The following is a 16324-nucleotide window of genomic DNA, read 5'->3' on the forward strand; positions in this document are numbered from 1 at the left end:
ACCGTGCTGGTATGGACACCATCACACCCGAACCGCGTGCCGCCTGGATCGCCGGCCGTGCCGAGCAGGGGGCGGACACGCTGGTCGTCACCCATCCGTTCGACGGCAGCGAGGTGGCCACCGTGGCCATCCCCGGTCCGGAGCAGGTCGAGCGCGCCGTGGCGGCGGCCACCGCGGCCGCCATCCGGTTACGCGCCCTGCCCGCACACCGGCGGGCGGAGGCGCTGGAGCACGTCTCGCGCGGGCTGGCCGCCCGTGCCGAGGAGATCGCGGAAATCATCACCGCGGAGAACGGCAAACCGCTGCGGTGGGCCGAGGCCGAGGTGAACCGCGCGGTGTCGGTGTTCCGCATCGCCGCCGAGGAGGCGCGACGTTTCGCGGGCGAACTGCAGCGCCTGGACACCGACCCGGCGGGCGAGGGCAGGATGGCGCTGGTCCGGCGGGTGCCGCGCGGCCCGGTGCTCGGCATCGCCCCGTTCAACTTCCCGCTCAACCTGGTCGCCCACAAGGTGGCCCCCGCGCTGGCGGTGGGGGCGCCGATCATCGTCAAGCCCGCCCCGCGCACCCCGCTGTCCGCCCTGGTGCTCGGCGAGCTGCTCGCCGAGACCGGTCTGCCCGAGGGCGCGTTCTCCGTGCTGCCGCTCGGCAACGAGGCCACCACCGCGCTGGTCAGCGACCCGCGGCTGCCGGTGGTGTCGTTCACCGGCTCCGGGCCGGTGGGCTGGTCGCTGATGGACCGCGCCCCGCGCAAGCACGTGGTGCTCGAGCTGGGTGGCAACGCGGCGGCCGTGGTGCTCGGCGACTGGCCGGACCTGGACGGGGCCGCGCAGCGGATCGCCACCTTCGGCAACTACCAGGCAGGCCAGTCCTGTATCGCGGTGCAGCGGGTGATCGTGGAGCGCTCGGTTTCCGAGGAGTTCCTGCCGAAGCTGGTGGAGGCGGTGCGGGCGCAGCGCACCGGCGATCCGTACGACGCCGAGGTGTCGGTCGGGCCGGTGGTGGACGAGGCCACCGCGGAACGGATCGTCTCCTGGGTGGACGAGGCCGTGACCGCAGGGGCGACAGTGCTGACCGGCGGCGGCCGGGATGGCGCGACCGTGGAGCCGACCCTGCTCACCGGGGTGCCCTCTGCCGCGAAGGTGTGGGCCGAGGAGGTGTTCGGCCCGGTACTCGCGGTGACCGTGGTGGACGACGCGGACCAGGCCTTCGCGGCGGTGAACGCCTCCGCCTTCGGGCTGCAGGCCGGGATCTTCACCAGCGATGTGCGGCTGGCCTTCCGGGCCTCGGCCGAGCTCGAGGTGGGTGGCGTGATCATCGGCGATGTGCCGTCCTACCGTGCCGACCAGATGCCCTACGGCGGGGTCAAGCGGTCCGGCGCAGGCCGGGAGGGCGTGCTGCCCGCGATGCACGACCTGACCGAGGAGCGGGTCACCGTGCTGACCGGGATCGAGCTGTGACCTCGGCGATCGGCAGCCGCAGCGCCCCGGGCGCCTCGGCGGGCACGGCGGGTTGCCGGGGTGGGACCGGGTCCAGCCGCCGGTAGCCCTCGCCCTGCGCAGGGCGGGGGTCGGCCTCGCCCTTGTTCGGCCACAGCGAGAAGGCGCGCTCGGCCTGTGCGGTGATGGTCAGCGAGGGGTTCACGCCGAGGTTCGCTGTGATCGCCGCGCCGTCCACAACGGACAGGTTCGGGTAGTTGAACACCCGGTGGTACGGGTCGATCACGCCCTTTCCCGCTTCGGTGGCGATCGGTGCGCCGCCGATGAAATGCGCGGTGAGCGGGATGTTGAAGATCTCGCCCCAGGTGCCGCCGGCGACCCCGTCGATATGCTCGGCGGTGCGCAGGTTGGCCTCGTGCCCGGCGGCGATGAAGGTGGGGTTCGGCTCGCCGTGCCCCTGCTTGGAGGTGTAGCGGCGGCGGCCGAACCAGCCGCGCCTGGTGTAGGTGGTGATCGAGTTGTCCAGGCTCTGCATCACCAGCAGGATCATGGTCCGCTCGCTCCACCGGTAGCCGTTCAGCAGGCGGACGGTCTGCACCGGGTGCCGGAACATGAACCGCAGCGCCTGCCGCCAGCGCGGCACCTCGGATGCCCCGTCGGTGGCGATGGTCTGCAGCAGGCTCATCGCGTTGCTGCCCTTGCCGTAGCGGACCGGCTCGACATGGGTGAGCTCGTCCGGGTGGATGGAGGAGGTGATCGCCACGCCGGTGCTGAAGTCGCGCTCCGGATCCACGGTGAACCGGCCGGAGCCGATGATCGCCTCGGAGTTGGTGCGGGTGAGCTCGCCGAGCCGGGACGAAAGCCGCGGCAGCGCGCCGGTGTCCCGCATCCGGTGTAGCAGGGTCTGGGTGCCCCAGGTGCCCGCGGCCAGCACGACCTGTCCCGCGGTGAGGGTGTGCGTGAAGCGTTTGGTGGTGGTGCCGGTCCTGCGGATGTCCACCTCGAAGGCCGAATCGCCGCGCGGGCGCAGCCCGGTCACCGTGGTCAGCGGGATGATCTTGGCACCGAGTTGTTCCGCGAGGTACAGGTAGTTCTTCATCAGGGTGTTCTTCGCCCCGACCCGGCAGCCGGTCATGCAGGCTCCGCACTCGGTACAACCGGTGCGGGCGGGCCCGGCGCCGCCGAAGTAGGGATCCTCGGCCTGCTCGCCGGGCTTGCCGAAGTACACGCCGACGGGTGTGGGGTGGTAGGAGTCGGCCACCCCCATATCGGCGGCGACCTTGCGCATCACCTCGTCCGCGGGGGTGACGGTCGGGTTGGTGACCACGCCGAGCATCCGGCTCGCCTGGTCGTAGTGCGGCTCGAGCTCCGCTCGCCAGTCGGTGATGTGCGCCCACTGGCGGTCGGTGTAGAACGGCTCGAGCGGCCGGTAGAGCGTGTTGGCGTAAACCAGCGACCCGCCGCCGACGCCTGCTCCGGCGAGGATCATCACGTCCTTGAGCAGGTGGATCCGCTGGATGCCGTAGCAGCCCAGCTGCGGCGCCCAGAGGTAGCGGCGCAGGTCCCATGAGGTCTTCGCGAACTCGTCGTCGGCGAAACGGCGGCCCGCCTCGATCACCGCGACCCGGTATCCCTTCTCGGTGAGCCGGAGCGCGGCGACGCTGCCACCGAACCCGGAGCCCACCACGATGACGTCGTAGTCATACTCGGTGGTGTTACGCGCAGTCACAGGTAAAGCGTAACCCGCCCGTCCCCGCCTGACCAGAACTAAGTTACCCGCCAGTTCACCCACCCCCGAAGTGCGTTTAGCGGGCAAACCGCACCCAGCCAGGCCCCGGCCGGTGCGTTTCGCGGGCGAAACGTAGTGCGTTGGCGGGTCAGCCGCGGAGGTTGAGGCCGACCTTCTGGAACTCCTTGAGGTCGGAGTAGCCGGTCTTGGCCAGGGCGCGCCGCAGGGCGCCGAACAGGTTGACCGCCCCCTCGGCATCCGCGGACGGTCCGTACAGCAGCGTCTTCAGGTCCACCGAGTGCCTGGTGCCTGCCGCGACCTGCGAGCGGGGCAGCGAGGGATGCGCCGCCGCGGCCGTCCAGTACAGCCCCTGGCCGGGGGCCTCGGTGGCAGCGCTCAGCGGCGCGCCGAGCATCACTGCGTCGGCGCCGCAGGCGATGGCTTTGGCGATGTCCCCGGACACGCTCATCCCACCGTCCGCGAGCACGTGCACGTAGCGCCCGCCGGTCTCGTCCAGGTAGTCCCGGCGCGCCGCCGCGGCGTCGATGATCGCGGTGGCCATCGGCACCCCGATGCCGAGCACCCGGTCGGTGCTGGTGACCCCGGGGGTGTAGCCGTGCCCGACGATCACACCCGCGGCACCGGTGCGCATCAGGTGCATGGCGGTGCGGTAGTCGCTGACCCCGCCCGCGATCACCGGTACCTCGAGGTCGGAGATGAACTCCTTGAGGTTCAGCGGCTCGCCGTCCTCGCCCCCGTCCGGCCCCACGTGTTCGGCCGACACGATGGTGCCCTGCACGACCAGGATCTCCACCCCGGCCGCGAGCAGGTCGGGGGTGAGCTCGGCGGCGTGCTGCGGGCTGACCCTGGCCGCCACCGTGACCCCGGACTCGCGCACGGTGCGGATCGCCTCACTGAGCAGGTCCATCCTGATCGGCGCGGAATGCAGCTCCTGCAGCAGGCGTACCAGCTCGGCCGGGTCCTCCGCCTCCCGCGCGGTCCGCGCGAGCCGATCCAGCGCCTCCTCCGCGTTCGCCTGGCGCGCCCACAGGCCCTCGGCGTTGAGCACGCCGAGCCCGCCGAGCTCACCGAAGGCGACCGCGGTGCCCGGGGACACCACCGCGTCGGTCGGGTGGGTCACCAGCGGCAGCTCGAAGCGGTAGGCGTCGATCTGCCAGGACGTGGACACCACTTTCGACGAGCGCGTACGCCGGGAAGGCACGATCTCGATGTCGTCGAGGCCGTACGCCCGCCGCGCGGTGCGCCCCATGCCGATCTCGACCAGGTCCCGCACGTGAAGTCCCCTCTCGCCGCCGTGCTACCGGACCGGGCCACGGTAGCCACCTCGTCCCCCGTGCCCGGCACCGGCCCGGTCAGCGGGTGGTGTAGTTCGGGGCCTCCACGGTCATCGTGATGTCGTGCGGGTGGCTCTCCTTCAGCCCGGCCGCGGTGATCCGGACGAGCTGAGCCTCCTGCAGCTCGGCGATGCTGGTCGCGCCCGCGTAGCCCATTCCCGAACGCAGCCCGCCGACGAGCTGGTGCACCACGTTCGCCAGCGGCCCGCGGAACGGGATCCGGCCCTCGATGCCCTCCGGCACCAGCTTGTCCTCGGAGAGCACGTCGTCCTGGGCGTAGCGGTCCTTGGAGTAGGACTTGACCTCGCCCCGGGTCTGCATCGCACCCAGTGAGCCCATACCGCGGTAGGTCTTGAACTGCTTGCCGTTGACCAGGATCAGGTCACCGGGCGCCTCGGCGGTCCCGGCGAGCAGGCTGCCGAGCATCACCGCGGAGGCGCCCGCCGCGAGCGCCTTGGCGATGTCCCCGGAGTACTGGATGCCGCCGTCGCCGATCACCGGCACCCCAGCGGGCCGGCAGGCCTGGTCGGCCTCGTAGATGGCGGAGATCTGCGGGACACCGACACCGGCGACGATCCGGGTGGTGCAGATCGAACCCGGCCCGACGCCGACCTTCACCCCGTCCGCACCGGCGTCCACCAGCGCCTGCGCCCCGGCCCTGGTCGCGATGTTGCCGCCGACCACGTCCACCGTGTCGCCGAGTTCCTTCTTCAGCGTGGCGACGGTGTCCACCACGGCCCGCGAGTGCCCGTGCGCGGTGTCCACCATCAGCACGTCCACCCCGGCGTCGGCCAGCGCCATCGCCCGCTGGTGCCCGTCCGCGCCGACCCCGACCGCGGCGCCCACCAGCAGCCTGCCGTCGGTGTCCTTGGTGGCGTTCGGGTACTGCTCGGTCTTGACGAAGTCCTTGACGGTGATCAGGCCGCGCAGCTTGCCCGCACCATCGACGATCGGCAGCTTCTCGATCTTGTGCCGGCGCAGCAGGCCGAGCGCCGCGTCCGCGGTCACCCCGACCTGCGCGGTGACCAGCGGGGCCGGGGTCATCACCTCGTGCACCGGCTTGCTGTGGTCCACCTCGAACCGCATGTCCCGGTTGGTGATGATGCCCACCAGCGTGCCCGCGGCATCGGTGACCGGCACCCCGGAGATACGGAACCGCGCGCACAGCGCGTCCACCTCGGCCAGCGTGTCCTCCGGTGAGCAGGTCACCGGGTCGGTCACCATCCCGGCCTCGGACCGCTTGACCACCTCGACCGCCTGCGCCTGCTCCTCGATCGGCAGGTTGCGCTGCAGCACCCCCATACCGCCCTGGCGCGCCATCGCGATCGCCATCCTGGCTTCGGTGACCGTGTCCATGGCCGCGGACAGCAGTGGGATACGCAGCCGCACGTTGCGGGACAGCCGGGTGCTGGTGTCCACCGTGCTCGGCAGCACATCCGATTCCGCCGGCAGCAGCAGCACGTCGTCAAAGGTCAGTCCGAGCATGGCGAACTTGTCCGGGGCTACGGCGCGGGCGGTGGAGAACTCGCTCGTCATGGCTGGCGGTGGGCCTTCCTCGGCGTGGGAGCAGTGGAGTGGGTGCACTCGTCACCGATGGTATCGGCCTCGCCCGCGACCTGGACGCCTGTGGCACCCGGAGTGACGTCCGGAACACGCCGACGGGCCGGGGTGGCTTCGGCCAAGGCTACTGGACGGCACCCACCACCGGCCCGGTACCGTGCAGGTCGTGCCACACGACGTGCTGCCCCCAGACCCGTTCGCCGACGACCCGGACGACCCGGCCAGGGAGATTGCTGCCCTCGACGAGGACCCGGGTGAGCCGATCAGCGACGACGAACGCACCGAGCTATTGGCGGACCTCGCCGACCTCGCCGTCTACCAGGCACTGCTGGCGCCGCGCGGGGTACGCGGGATCGTCGTCGACTGCGGTGAGTGCGACCAGCCGCATTACCACGACTGGCACCTGCTGCGGGCCAGCCTCGAACAGCTGCTCTCCGACGGGCGCATGCGCCCGCACGAGCCCGCGTTCGACCCGAATCCCGCCGACTACGTGAGCTGGGACTACTGCCGCGGGTACGCCGACGGCGTCACCGCGAACGAGACCGCTCGCTGAGCCACGACCGACGAGAGCAGGGCGCGCGACCGAAGTGGTCGCGCGCCCTGCTCTCGTCGGTCGCTCAGTTGGCCGGTTGGTCCTGCGGTTCGTTGGCCTCGCCCGCACCGGAGGTGTCGAACCGCGGGCTGCTGCCCGGCTCGCTGCCGGTGCCCTCATCGGAGGGCGTGGCGGTGGTCGACGGCGGCAGCGAGGTCGAGGACGGCGGCTGCTGGGTCGAGGTTCGCGGGTCGAGCTGCGCGGACGTGGGCGGGTCATCGGACGAGCCGGGCTGGCTGTCCGAAGGCTGCTTGTTGGACTGCGACTTGTTGGACTGCGGCGGCGGATCCGACTGGTTGTCCCCCGACCCGTCCTGCGGGTCGCCAAGCTGCAGGGACAGCGCGCGGTGCTGGGCGTTCAGTTTCTCCCGTTCCTCCTCGGTGGAAACCTGCTCCAGCGCCCGCCGGGCCTCCTCGAGCTTCTGCCTTGCCTCCTCGTACCGGCCCGCGGTGATGGCTGCCTGCGCCTCGTCGAGGTCCAGCCGCACCGTGGCCGCTGCCTCGATGGACTTCGCCTGGTCGGCGTAGAGCACCTTGGTCAGGCCCCAGAGCATGTCCCCCGGCTGCGCGTCCCGCGCGGCCAGCCCGGTGCCGGTGAACGCGATGGCGAGCACCGCGGCAGCCGCGGCGACCGGGACCAGAAACCTGCGCCTGCGTCCGCCCGACCCGTTGCGCTGGGCCAGTGCGGCCGTCTGCACGGTCCGCACCGCGGTCTCGGTGTCGACCAGTTCGGCCAGCGGCTCGCTGTCGATGTCCCGCCGCCATGCCAGCAGCAGGGCGTTCAGCTCCTGGTCGCCAAGGCTGTCGGCCACCTTCGGGTCCGAGCCACCGAGCGCGTCCAGCAGGGCGTCGTCGGCCTGGGTGGCGGTGATGTCCGGCAGGGAGGACCGGCCGAGAGCCTCGGACTCCGACTGCTCGACGTCCTCAGCGGCGGCATCGAGTTCGTGCTCGTCGTACGCACGCCCGTTGTCCCGTTCCGTCATTCAGACCACCTCCTCAGCGGCCAGCACCTTGCGGAGCCTCGCTAGGGCCCGGTGCTGGGCCACTCGGACAGCCCCCGGGGTCGACCCCACGGCTTCCGCGGTCTCCTCGGCGGAGAGCCCCACGACCACTCGCAGCACCACGATCTCGCGTTGCTTGTCCGGCAGTACGTCGAGCAGCTGGGCCATGCGCGCGTTCAGCTCGCCCTGTAGGGCACGCTGTTCCGGGCCGACACCGCCCTCCACCTCGTCCGGTACCTCGGCGACCGGCTCGGCGCGGTTGCGCGCCGCCGCGCGATGCGCGTCGGCCACCTTGTGTTGTGCGATGCCGTAGACGAAGGCCAGGAATGGGCGGCCCTGGTCACGGTACGAAGGCAATGCCGTGAGCACCGCGAGACACACCTCCTGCGCGACATCGTCTGCCGAAGCGAACGAACGTTCCTGCCTACCGACTCGGGCGCGGCAGTACCGCACCACAAGGGGACGGATAGCGGCCAGCAACCGATCCACTGCCTGAGGCTCACCCTCGACAGCGGCGGTGACTGGCACGTCCAGTCCATCCCCCACATTGGCCATCGCAGACAACAGTCCCGGTGTTACGTGTAGGCGTGCAAAGAGGCCGGCGCGTGGCATTCGACATCCCTCACGCCGGTGACACCCACCGTACCGCGCGCACCTGCAGGTGCCTGCTTACGGTCACCACCGGCGCGCCTTTCGGGTTCACGCAGGATTGCAAGCGTACCTGCTGTCATCGAAAATTCAACGACCTAAGAAGAGGTCGTAGATGTCGGTTTTGTGTCCTTGTGGGTACGAATGCGGGCATGACTGTGGGCACAGCTACGGACGTGACCGTGCACACGACCGTACGACACCACACGACTACGCCCCTCCCGTCCCGTGGAATCGGGAGGAACGCAGCCGGAGAGACCGTTTCCGCTGGTCAGGACACCAGACCGCGGCGGAAGCCATGCGCGACGGCTTGCGCGCGGTCCCGCACACCGAGCTTGCGGAACAGCCGGCGGGCGTGGGTCTTCACGGTGTCCTCGGACAGGTAGAGCTCACGCCCGATCTGGCCGTTGCTCTTGCCCTGGCTCATCCCGCGCAGCACCTGCAGCTCGCGCTCGGTGAGCTGCACGCCGGGGTCGGAGGGCTGGCGGGGCGCGGGCACCGAGGTGCTGGCGAGGGTGTGCGCCAGCGCGGCGACGAGTTCGGGACGGGAGGCGTCCCAGCGAAGGTAGCCACGTGCACCGCCCGCGATGGCGGCGGCGATGCTGCCCGCGTCGTCCGGAGCGCCGAAGACGATGACGTTGGCTTGAGGATTGGCGGAGACCAGCCTGCGGGTCGCCTCCACGCCAGTCGGTACCGCGCGCTGGGTGCCGACCAGCACGACATCGACCGGCTGCCGGGAGTACCTGGCGAGCAACTCGTCACCGTGCGCTACACAGTCGATGCGACTGACGCCGGGAACGGCAGACATCACGCGGGTGAGCCCTTCGCGGACACTGCGTCGGTCGTCGCAGATCAAGACCGTCGTCACGGGGTTTCCTTCCTGCAGCCGGGTGACATTCCATATCCCCTATCGGACGCTTTAGGCCCAACCTTGACACGATCCGGTGGCTTTTTTTGAGAAAGCCTCGCTCGGATGTCGGTATGGGCGGTGTGACCCAGGAAACACGTCAGATCGGCACCCACGGAGATGCCCGCGCCAGCCTCCTTCCCTCGACGTCTGCCTGTCGTAACACAGCGTGCAACTGGCGAGTAACTCTGGATCGATGCCGCTCGGCCGCGGCCTCGTCCAGTTCGGCGGCGAGCAGACCCGCGGGCCATGCCAGCGACCACAGCTCCAGCTTCTCAGCCTCCGCCAGCGCGGCCCCCACGAGCCCCGCCGCCCGGCTACGTTTCGCGGGCGAACCGCAGCCGGCGAGGGCCGCACCGAGCACGAGGTCCGACTTGATCGCGTGCCGGACGGCAGCCCGGCTCGCGGCGAGCTCGGCGGCCGGTTCCGCGTACCGCACCGCGACGGCCGCGTCCCCCGCGAGCAGTTCGATCTCCGCGCGGACCCAGCCCGCGCGCACCTTCGTCCGCCATCCGGGCCTGCCAGCCACCGCCATGGCGGCCAGCCTGCGGGCCACCGCCAGCCTGCCGAGGCCGAGGTTGTCAGCGGCCAGGCCGAGCAGGGCGTCGGCGCGGGCACCGGAGACGTCCAGCCCGTCCGGATCGGCGCGGTCGCGCTCGCCTGCCGCCTCGGTACGCAGCAGCGCGGCGCCGTCCAGTTCGCGCGCGCGGGCATGCCCGCCGAGCTGCCGCCGGTGCGCCGCCAGGGTCACCCCGGCGAGTGCGGCGGTGACCGGGTCCGGTCCGCGGGAGAGCTGGTCGAGGATGGCCGCGGCGGCGGCGTACCGTCCGCGAGCGCCGAACAGCACCGCCGCCAGCAGCCGGGTGCGCGGATGCGCGCTCACCGCGGCCGCGAGCTCCCGCTCGCCGATCGCGGGTGCGTCGCCGAAGGCCGCGCGGCGCAGCCGCTGCTCGCCGGTCTCCGCCAGGCCGGTCCCGATGTCGGTCATGAGGGTGCCGTACCGCCACCCAGCAGCACGTACCGGATCCGCTCGGCCGCGGCGGGCAGCTCGCCGAGCAGCTCCACCCTGGCCGGCAGGGTCACCGGATCCCAGCCGGGGCCGCAGGCGAACAGCCTGCCGCGCTGGCGCCCGCGGGTCAGCCGGGCGAACAGCCGCGGATCGGCCGTCTCGCGCCGCCGGGCCCACAGCACCACGGCGGCCGGCAGGCTGCGCCGCACGGCGACGGCCAGCACGTCCGCGGACAACGGCCCGGCGAAGGACTGGGTGAGCAGCCGCCAGGCTGTCAGCCCGGCGGCGAGGGCGTACAGCGGTAGCGGGTCCCGTTCCGCCGGCACGCTGCCGAGCAGCACGGGACGCTGGTTCGGTGGCTCGGCGGGTACCGGGGCGGCGCGCAGCAGCGCGGCGAGCGCGCATTCGGCGAGCAGGTGCTCCACCTCGGCCCCGGCGCCATCCGGCCGCCAGCTCCCGTTCAGCGCGGCCCGTACCGGATCCATCACCTCGGTCCACGCGCGCACCGCCCCGTACTCGGAGATCGCCTCGGTGAGCAGCCGCTGCACGGCATGGGTGTCCATGGCCAGTGCCGCCGCGCTGAGCCTGCGGGCGAGCCGGGCGGGTCCGGCCGTGCCGCCCGGCTCCTCGGCGGCCAGCACCACGGAACCGTCGGGCACCTCGATGCGTACCGCCACCTCGGGTGACGCCGCCTGCGTCCCGGGCCCGGACTTGGGCAGGTGCTCCAGCGCGTAGCGGGCCGCTTCCGCGGTGGACGCGCCGCTGAGCAGGGCGCGTTGCATGAGTTCGAGCCGGTTGACGTCGGCCTGGCCATACCGGCGGTGCCGTCCGCCGGTGTGCTTGCTCGGGCCCACCCCGTAGCGACGATCCCAGGTGCGCAACGTGGAGGGCGCGACGCCGAGCCGCCGCGCCACCGACGCGACCGGGAGCGTGGGCTCGGCCGCGACCGTGGCGCGGGCCGGGGCACGCACGACCGAACGTCTGTCGGCTGCGTGATCTGAGCCAGACTCCGATCCCACTCGGTCCAATATCCCGGCCGGATTCGGGTGCGGCAACCGCGGATTTCCCGGCGCTTCTGCGCTGCTCACACAGACGGGGGATGCCTAACGGTTGAATCGCGGAGAATCCCTTGAACAAGTATTGGCGCGGTTCTACCGTTACGCCCGTTGCACCAAATGGAGTAGTCGCACAGTACAACTGCACGATCCGGCGCTGATGGAGCCGGACAGCGGAGGCGGTCACGATGGCAGATACGCGCAGACTCCCTGGGCCGAACGCGGATGTGTGGGACTGGCAGCTCGAGGGGGCGTGCCGGGGGATGGACAGCGGATCCTTCTTCCATCCGGACGGCGAGCGGGGACCGGCGAGAGCCCGGCGGGAGGCCAAGGCAAAGGCGATTTGCCAGACCTGTCCCGTACTGGAGCTGTGCCGCAGTCACGCGCTCGCCGTGCATGAGCCCTACGGCATCTGGGGCGGGCTCTCCGAATCGGAACGCGAAAGCATCATCAGATCAGAAAAACGGTCACTCAGCCTGACCGGTAGTTGAGCCTGGCGAAGGGTGGGTTTCGGCAGGGGACCGAGCGGGGGTGGTGCCGCCGGATGCGGCGCCACCCCCGCTCAGTGTCTGGCGGCCGGTTCGGCACACCGGTCCCAGGCCGCCATCGCCGTGTCGATGACCATGCCCAGTTCGTCCATATCCCAGCCATCGCGCGCCTGGATGGAAAGGCCGTGCAGCACCGTGCCGTAGAAGGCGGCCATCGCGGCCGTATCCGCGCCTGCGGGCAGGTCACCGTCCTCGACCCCGCGGTCCAGCCTGCACCGGATGTCCTCCTGGTTGGCCCGGCGCAGCTCGGCCAGGTAGTCCCGCACGCCGATGTTGCTCGGCGCGTAGTTCGTGGCTGACAGCACGATCATGCACCCGCGCGGCAGCCCGGGGTCGGTATAGGTCTTCGCGTTGTCCCGCAACATCGCCTCGATCGCCGCGCGGGCGGTGGGCTGCGTGCCGAGCGCGTCGGCCGTGCGGTCGCCGAAGGTGCAGCCGTAGAGCTGGACCGCCTCCCGGAAGAGGGCTTCCTTGCCGCCGAACGCGGCGTAGAGACTCGGTGAGCTGATGCCCATCGCGGCGGTGAGGTCCGCCAGCGACGCACCCTCGTAGCCACGTTCCCAGAAGACGTGCATGGCCGCGGTCAGTGCGGCCTCGCGATCGAAGCCCCGCGGGCGGCCTCGAGGTGACATGACTCGCTTTCCATACCGATCGACACAAAAAACCTTGACCCCCGATCGTACCCGGCGTAATTATGTGTCGACCGATACAGAATTCAAGCCGACTTCAGAGAGGACGGGGTGGACGATGTCCGCACTCGACGGCAAGCGTGCGCTGGTGACCGGGGGAAGCCGCGGAATCGGAGCGGCGGTGGCCGCCCGGCTGGCCGAGGACGGCGCGAACGTGGCGGTGACCTACGCCGGCTCACCGGAACGCGCGCAGGAGGTCGTGGCCCGCATCGAGGGATCCGGCCGGAAAGGGATGGCGATCCGGGCGGACAGCGCCGACGCCGCAGCGGTGACGGCCGCGGTGGACGCCGCCGCCGAGGCGTTCGGCGGCCTCGACATCCTGGTCAACAACGCGGGCATCTTCCCGAACGGGCCGATCGAGGAGCTGTCGGTCGAGGAGATCGACCGCACGCTGGCGATCCACGTCCGTGCGGTGCTGGTGGCGACGAAGGCCGCCGTGGCGCATATGGCCGATGGCGGACGGATCATCAGCACCGGTAGCAACCTCGCCGAGCGGGTGCCGTGGCCCGGGCTGAGCCTGTACTCGGCGAGCAAGTCCGCGCTGCTCGGGCTCAGCAGGGGGCTGGCGCGGGAGCTGGGTCCCCGTGGGATCACCGCCACGGTGGTGCAACCGGGGTCGACGGACACCGAGATGAACCCGGCCGACGGAGCGGGCGCCGCGCCACAGCTCGAGCTCAACCCGACCGGCCGGTACGCACAGGCCGCCGATGTGGCGGCGACCGTGGCCTACCTGGCCGGCGATGGCGGCCGCTTCATCAACGGCACCGCCATCACCGTCGACGGCGGCCTGAACGCCTGACGGCAGTGCGTTTAGCGGGCAAACTGCACCGGCCGGCGCCGCCCCGGGGTGCGGTTTGCCCGCGAAATGTACTTCGGCGGGCCTCCGCGGTGCGTTTAGCGGGCAAACTGCACTCGTCGGCGGCCGGCCGCGGGGCGGGACGAGGGCCGTCTCGGGGCCGACGAAAAACGGGGGCGGCATCTCCGGCGTGGAGATGCCGCCCCCGTCCGGGCGGTACGTACTTGGCCGGGTCAGTGGCCGTGGCCGTGCCCCTGGCCTTCCTCGGCCTCCTCCGGCCGGTCCACCACGGAGGCTTCCGTGGTGAGCACGAGCCGGGCGATGGAGGCGGCGTTGGAGACCGCGGAGCGGGTCACCTTGACCGGGTCGATGATCCCGGCAGCCATCAGGTCGGTCAGCTCACCGGTGGCGGCGTTGAAGCCCTGCCCCCAGTTCTGCTCCTTGACCTTGGACACGATGACCGCGCCCTCGTAGCCGGCGTTGGTGGCGATCCACTTCAGCGGCGCATGCAGCGCGTCCCGGACGATGAACGCACCCAGTGCTTCGTCGCCCTCCAGCGTCTTGGCGAAGTCGTCAAGCTCCTTGACCGCGTGCACCAGTGCCGAACCGCCGCCGGGCACGATGCCTTCCTCGACGGCAGCCTTGGTGGAGTTCACCGCGTCCTCGATGCGGTGCTTGCGCTCGTTCAGCTCGGTCTCGGTGGCCGCACCGACCTTGATCACCGCGACGCCGCCGGCGAGCTTGGCCAGCCGCTCCTGCAGCTTCTCCCGGTCCCAGTCGGAGTCGGTCGCCTCGATCTCCTTGCGGAGCTGCGCGATCCGGGCGTCCAGATCCTCCTTGCTGCCCGCACCGTCGACGATCGTGGTGTCGTCCTTGCTGACCACGACGCGCCGTGCCCTGCCGAGCGACTCGAGGCCGGTCTCGGAGAGCTTGCGGCCCAGCTCGGTCGTGATGACCTCACCGCCGGTCACCACCGCGAGGTCGTCCATGAACGCCTTGCGCCGGTCACCGAAGAACGGCGCCTTGACCGCCACCGCGCTGATCGTCTTCTTCAGCGAGTTCACCACCAGGGTGGACAGCGCCTCGCCCTCCACGTCCTCGGCGATGATCAGCAGCGGCTTCTTCGCCTCGACGACCTTCTCCAGCACGGGTAGCAGGTCGTTCAGCGCGGAGATCTTCTCCCGGTGCAGCAGGACGTAGGCGTCCTCGAGCACCGCCCGCTGCTCTTCCGAGCCGGTGGCGAAGTGCGCGGAAAGGAAGCCCTTGTCGAACTGCACGCCCTCGGTGATGGACAGCTCGGTGGCCAGCGTGGAGGACTCCTCCACGGTGATCACACCGTCCTCACCGACCTTCTCCACGGCCTCACCGAGCAGCGCACCGATATTGGCGTCCCGGGAGGTCACGGTGCCGACCTGGGCGATGTTGTCCCGGCCCTTCACCGGAGTCGCCTTGTCCTTGAGGATCTCGACGACCTTCTCCGCGGCCGCACCGATGCCGCGGCCCAGCGCGGCCGGGTTCGCGCCGGCTGCCACGTTACGCAGGCCGACCGACACCAGCGACTGGGCCAGAACCGTCGCGGTGGTGGTGCCGTCCCCGGCGACGTCGTTGGTCTTGGTTGCGACACTCTTGGCGAGCTGGGCGCCGAGGTCCTCGTACGGGTCGTCCAGCTCGATTTCCCTGGCGACCGTGACCCCGTCGAGCGTGATGGTCGGGCCGCCGAACTTCTTGTCGAGCACGACGTGCCTGCCGCGCGGGCCAAGGGTCACCTTGACCGCATCGGCCAGCTGGTTCACCCCGCGCTCCAGCGCACGACGAGAGTCCTCGTCGAAGTTGATCTGCTTGGGCATCAATAACCTCTCTGCTCTATTACCGAAGAGCAAATGAACGCCCCGACCCCCGGCAATGCGGGGCCCGGGGCGTTCGGCGCATCACGCGGGTCGTCAGTTGATGACGGCCAGCACGTCGCGGGCGGACAGGATCAAGTAGTCCTCACCGTTGTACTTGACCTCGGTGCCGCCGTACTTGGAGTAGATGACGACGTCGCCTTCCTTGACGTCCACCGGGACGCGGTTGCCCTTGTCGTCGATCCGGCCCGGGCCCACGGCCAGGACCTTGCCCTCCTGGGGCTTTTCCTTCGCAGTGTCCGGGATCACGAGACCGGAAGCCGTCGTCTCCTCGGCCTCACTCGTCTGGACAACGATCTTGTCCTCGAGCGGCTTGATGTTCACGCTCACCGGGTTGACCTCCACGGGTCGTCGAAAGCGTTGGCAGGTACCTGAATTTCTTTACGGCGCCTACCACCCCGCCGTCGCGGGTGCCGGGGCGTGTGCGGTGCCGTGCAATTAGCACTCTAGCGAGGTGAGTGCTAGCCACGCAAGCAGACCCCCTACCTGCCGGGAACCGGTCAGCACAAGACCCCTGACCGGCTGTTTTCTTCCGCGGTCAGTTCCCATACGACGTCCACGCCCACCTCGCCCGGACTGGGCGGGTTGCGCGGCGGAGTATGCCGGGCAACCTCGGTGAAGCCGAGCCTGCGGGGCACACCCGCGCTGGTGGTGTTCGCCAGGTCGTGCCAGATCTGAACCCGGTCGACGGCGGGGAGAGCGAACGCCTGCTCGACCAGTATGGCGGCTGCCTCGGTCGCCAGGCCGCTGCCGGTATGCGCCGGATGCAGCCAGTAACCGATCTCCAACGCGCCCGGGCCGATCCGGCGTTCCAGGCCGCACGCACCGACCGTCACGCCCGGGACCGTGATGGCGTAGGCGTAGCTCTCGCCCTCGAGCCAGCCTGCCTGGGCACGGGTGAGGAAGTCGGTGGCGGCCGCGCGGTCGTAGGGCGGTACCGCCCACAACATCCATGGCCGCAGATGGTCCAGCGATTCGGAGACCACCTGCAACAGCGTGTCCACGTCGGTCTCCCGCCAGCGGCGCAGCCGGACCCGGCGACCGGTCAGTGTTTCGGCGGGAATCACCCATCCATCATCCGTGGCCACAGTTCGCC

General features: G+C 70.7%; 16 protein-coding genes. 4 read left to right on the plus strand and 12 right to left on the minus strand.

The window, feature by feature from the left end; translation table 11 throughout:
* The first annotated feature begins 11 nt into the window (after positions 1 to 11).
* The gene (locus KOI47_RS30730) at positions 12 to 1457 is read left to right on the plus strand and encodes an aldehyde dehydrogenase family protein (protein WP_216210365.1); all 1446 of its coding nucleotides are present in this window, start codon (positions 12 to 14) and stop codon (positions 1455 to 1457) included.
* Here the strand turns inward: KOI47_RS30730 and KOI47_RS30735 are convergent.
* The 3 genes from KOI47_RS30735 to guaB form a co-directional block, all read right to left on the minus strand.
* Positions 1429 to 3165 (minus strand): FAD-dependent oxidoreductase, encoded by a 1737-nt coding sequence (locus tag KOI47_RS30735; protein ID WP_216210367.1) that lies wholly within the window; start codon positions 3163 to 3165, stop codon positions 1429 to 1431. The two genes, KOI47_RS30730 and KOI47_RS30735, sit on opposite strands and share 29 nt — an antisense overlap.
* Positions 3166 to 3313: 148 nt before the next feature.
* A complete protein-coding gene (locus KOI47_RS30740) occupies positions 3314 to 4459 on the minus strand; it encodes a GuaB3 family IMP dehydrogenase-related protein (RefSeq protein WP_216210369.1) in 1146 nt (381 codons plus the stop codon).
* Positions 4460 to 4538: 79 nt separating this feature from the next.
* Complete coding sequence (gene guaB / locus KOI47_RS30745) at positions 4539 to 6056, minus strand: IMP dehydrogenase (protein WP_216210371.1); 1518 nt, start codon at positions 6054 to 6056, stop codon at positions 4539 to 4541.
* Between the two features lie 181 nt (positions 6057 to 6237).
* Between guaB and KOI47_RS30750 the strand changes: the two genes are divergently transcribed.
* Complete coding sequence (locus tag KOI47_RS30750) at positions 6238 to 6633, plus strand: DUF5319 domain-containing protein (RefSeq protein ID WP_216210373.1); 396 nt, start codon at positions 6238 to 6240, stop codon at positions 6631 to 6633.
* A 64-nt stretch (positions 6634 to 6697) separates the two neighbouring features.
* Here the strand turns inward: KOI47_RS30750 and KOI47_RS30755 are convergent, their stop codons facing one another.
* The 5 genes from KOI47_RS30755 to KOI47_RS30775 form a co-directional block, all read right to left on the minus strand.
* A complete protein-coding gene (locus tag KOI47_RS30755; RefSeq protein WP_216210375.1) occupies positions 6698 to 7654 on the minus strand; it encodes an anti-sigma-D factor RsdA in 957 nt (318 codons plus the stop codon).
* A complete protein-coding gene (locus tag KOI47_RS30760; RefSeq protein ID WP_216210377.1) occupies positions 7655 to 8227 on the minus strand; it encodes a sigma-70 family RNA polymerase sigma factor in 573 nt (190 codons plus the stop codon).
* A 364-nt stretch (positions 8228 to 8591) separates the two neighbouring features.
* Positions 8592 to 9188, minus strand: coding sequence for a response regulator transcription factor (locus KOI47_RS30765; RefSeq protein ID WP_003073605.1), 597 nt, complete (start codon positions 9186 to 9188; stop codon positions 8592 to 8594).
* 139 nt (positions 9189 to 9327) lie between these two features.
* Complete coding sequence (locus KOI47_RS30770) at positions 9328 to 10215, minus strand: hypothetical protein (protein WP_232376365.1); 888 nt, start codon at positions 10213 to 10215, stop codon at positions 9328 to 9330.
* On the minus strand, positions 10212 to 11207 hold the full coding sequence (locus KOI47_RS30775) for a MerR family transcriptional regulator (protein WP_216210379.1): 996 nt from the start codon (positions 11205 to 11207) through the stop codon (positions 10212 to 10214). The genes KOI47_RS30770 and KOI47_RS30775 overlap by 4 nt, the downstream gene beginning before the upstream one ends.
* Before the next feature lie 272 nt (positions 11208 to 11479).
* Between KOI47_RS30775 and KOI47_RS30780 the strand changes: the two genes are divergently transcribed.
* The gene (locus KOI47_RS30780; RefSeq protein ID WP_216210381.1) at positions 11480 to 11782 is read left to right on the plus strand and encodes a WhiB family transcriptional regulator; all 303 of its coding nucleotides are present in this window, start codon (positions 11480 to 11482) and stop codon (positions 11780 to 11782) included.
* Positions 11783 to 11853: 71 nt separating this feature from the next.
* Here KOI47_RS30780 and KOI47_RS30785 read toward each other — a convergent pair whose 3' ends face one another.
* Positions 11854 to 12471 carry a TetR/AcrR family transcriptional regulator gene (locus tag KOI47_RS30785; protein ID WP_216210383.1) on the minus strand — a complete coding sequence of 206 codons (618 nt, stop codon included), beginning with the start codon at positions 12469 to 12471 and terminating at the stop codon, positions 11854 to 11856.
* A gap of 115 nt (positions 12472 to 12586) precedes the next feature.
* On the opposite strand from KOI47_RS30785, the gene KOI47_RS30790 reads away from it, so the two are divergent.
* Complete coding sequence (locus KOI47_RS30790) at positions 12587 to 13327, plus strand: SDR family NAD(P)-dependent oxidoreductase (protein ID WP_216210385.1); 741 nt, start codon at positions 12587 to 12589, stop codon at positions 13325 to 13327.
* A gap of 230 nt (positions 13328 to 13557) precedes the next feature.
* Here KOI47_RS30790 and groL read toward each other — a convergent pair whose 3' ends face one another.
* The 3 genes from groL to KOI47_RS30805 all read right to left on the minus strand — a co-directional run bounded on the left by groL (position 13558) and on the right by KOI47_RS30805 (position 16295).
* Positions 13558 to 15171 carry a chaperonin GroEL gene (gene groL / locus KOI47_RS30795; protein ID WP_216210387.1) on the minus strand — a complete coding sequence of 538 codons (1614 nt, stop codon included), beginning with the start codon at positions 15169 to 15171 and terminating at the stop codon, positions 13558 to 13560.
* Positions 15172 to 15264: 93 nt separating this feature from the next.
* The gene (groES, locus tag KOI47_RS30800; protein WP_026360373.1) at positions 15265 to 15558 is read right to left on the minus strand and encodes a co-chaperone GroES; all 294 of its coding nucleotides are present in this window, start codon (positions 15556 to 15558) and stop codon (positions 15265 to 15267) included.
* Between the two features lie 170 nt (positions 15559 to 15728).
* A complete protein-coding gene (locus KOI47_RS30805) occupies positions 15729 to 16295 on the minus strand; it encodes a GNAT family N-acetyltransferase (RefSeq protein ID WP_216210388.1) in 567 nt (188 codons plus the stop codon).
* Between the last annotated feature and the right edge of the window lie 29 nt (positions 16296 to 16324).

The sequence above is a fragment of the Amycolatopsis aidingensis genome (genome assembly GCF_018885265.1).
Taxonomy (GTDB): Bacteria; Actinomycetota; Actinomycetes; order Mycobacteriales; family Pseudonocardiaceae; genus Amycolatopsis; species Amycolatopsis aidingensis.

What these genes read in the sequence shown, in the direction of transcription:
- KOI47_RS30730 (WP_216210365.1), top strand. Translation starts at nt 12, where the DNA reads ATGGACACCATCACACCCGAACCGCGTGCCGCCTGGATCGCCGGCCGT.
- guaB (WP_216210371.1), bottom strand. Translation starts at nt 6,056, where the DNA reads ATGACGAGCGAGTTCTCCACCGCCCGCGCCGTAGCCCCGGACAAGTTC.
- KOI47_RS30755 (WP_216210375.1), bottom strand. Translation starts at nt 7,654, where the DNA reads ATGACGGAACGGGACAACGGGCGTGCGTACGACGAGCACGAACTCGAT.
- KOI47_RS30760 (WP_216210377.1), bottom strand. Translation starts at nt 8,227, where the DNA reads ATGGCCAATGTGGGGGATGGACTGGACGTGCCAGTCACCGCCGCTGTC.
- KOI47_RS30770 (WP_232376365.1), bottom strand. Translation starts at nt 10,215, where the DNA reads ATGACCGACATCGGGACCGGCCTGGCGGAGACCGGCGAGCAGCGGCTG.
- KOI47_RS30780 (WP_216210381.1), top strand. Translation starts at nt 11,480, where the DNA reads ATGGCAGATACGCGCAGACTCCCTGGGCCGAACGCGGATGTGTGGGAC.
- KOI47_RS30785 (WP_216210383.1), bottom strand. Translation starts at nt 12,471, where the DNA reads ATGTCACCTCGAGGCCGCCCGCGGGGCTTCGATCGCGAGGCCGCACTG.
- KOI47_RS30790 (WP_216210385.1), top strand. Translation starts at nt 12,587, where the DNA reads ATGTCCGCACTCGACGGCAAGCGTGCGCTGGTGACCGGGGGAAGCCGC.
- groL (WP_216210387.1), bottom strand. Translation starts at nt 15,171, where the DNA reads ATGCCCAAGCAGATCAACTTCGACGAGGACTCTCGTCGTGCGCTGGAG.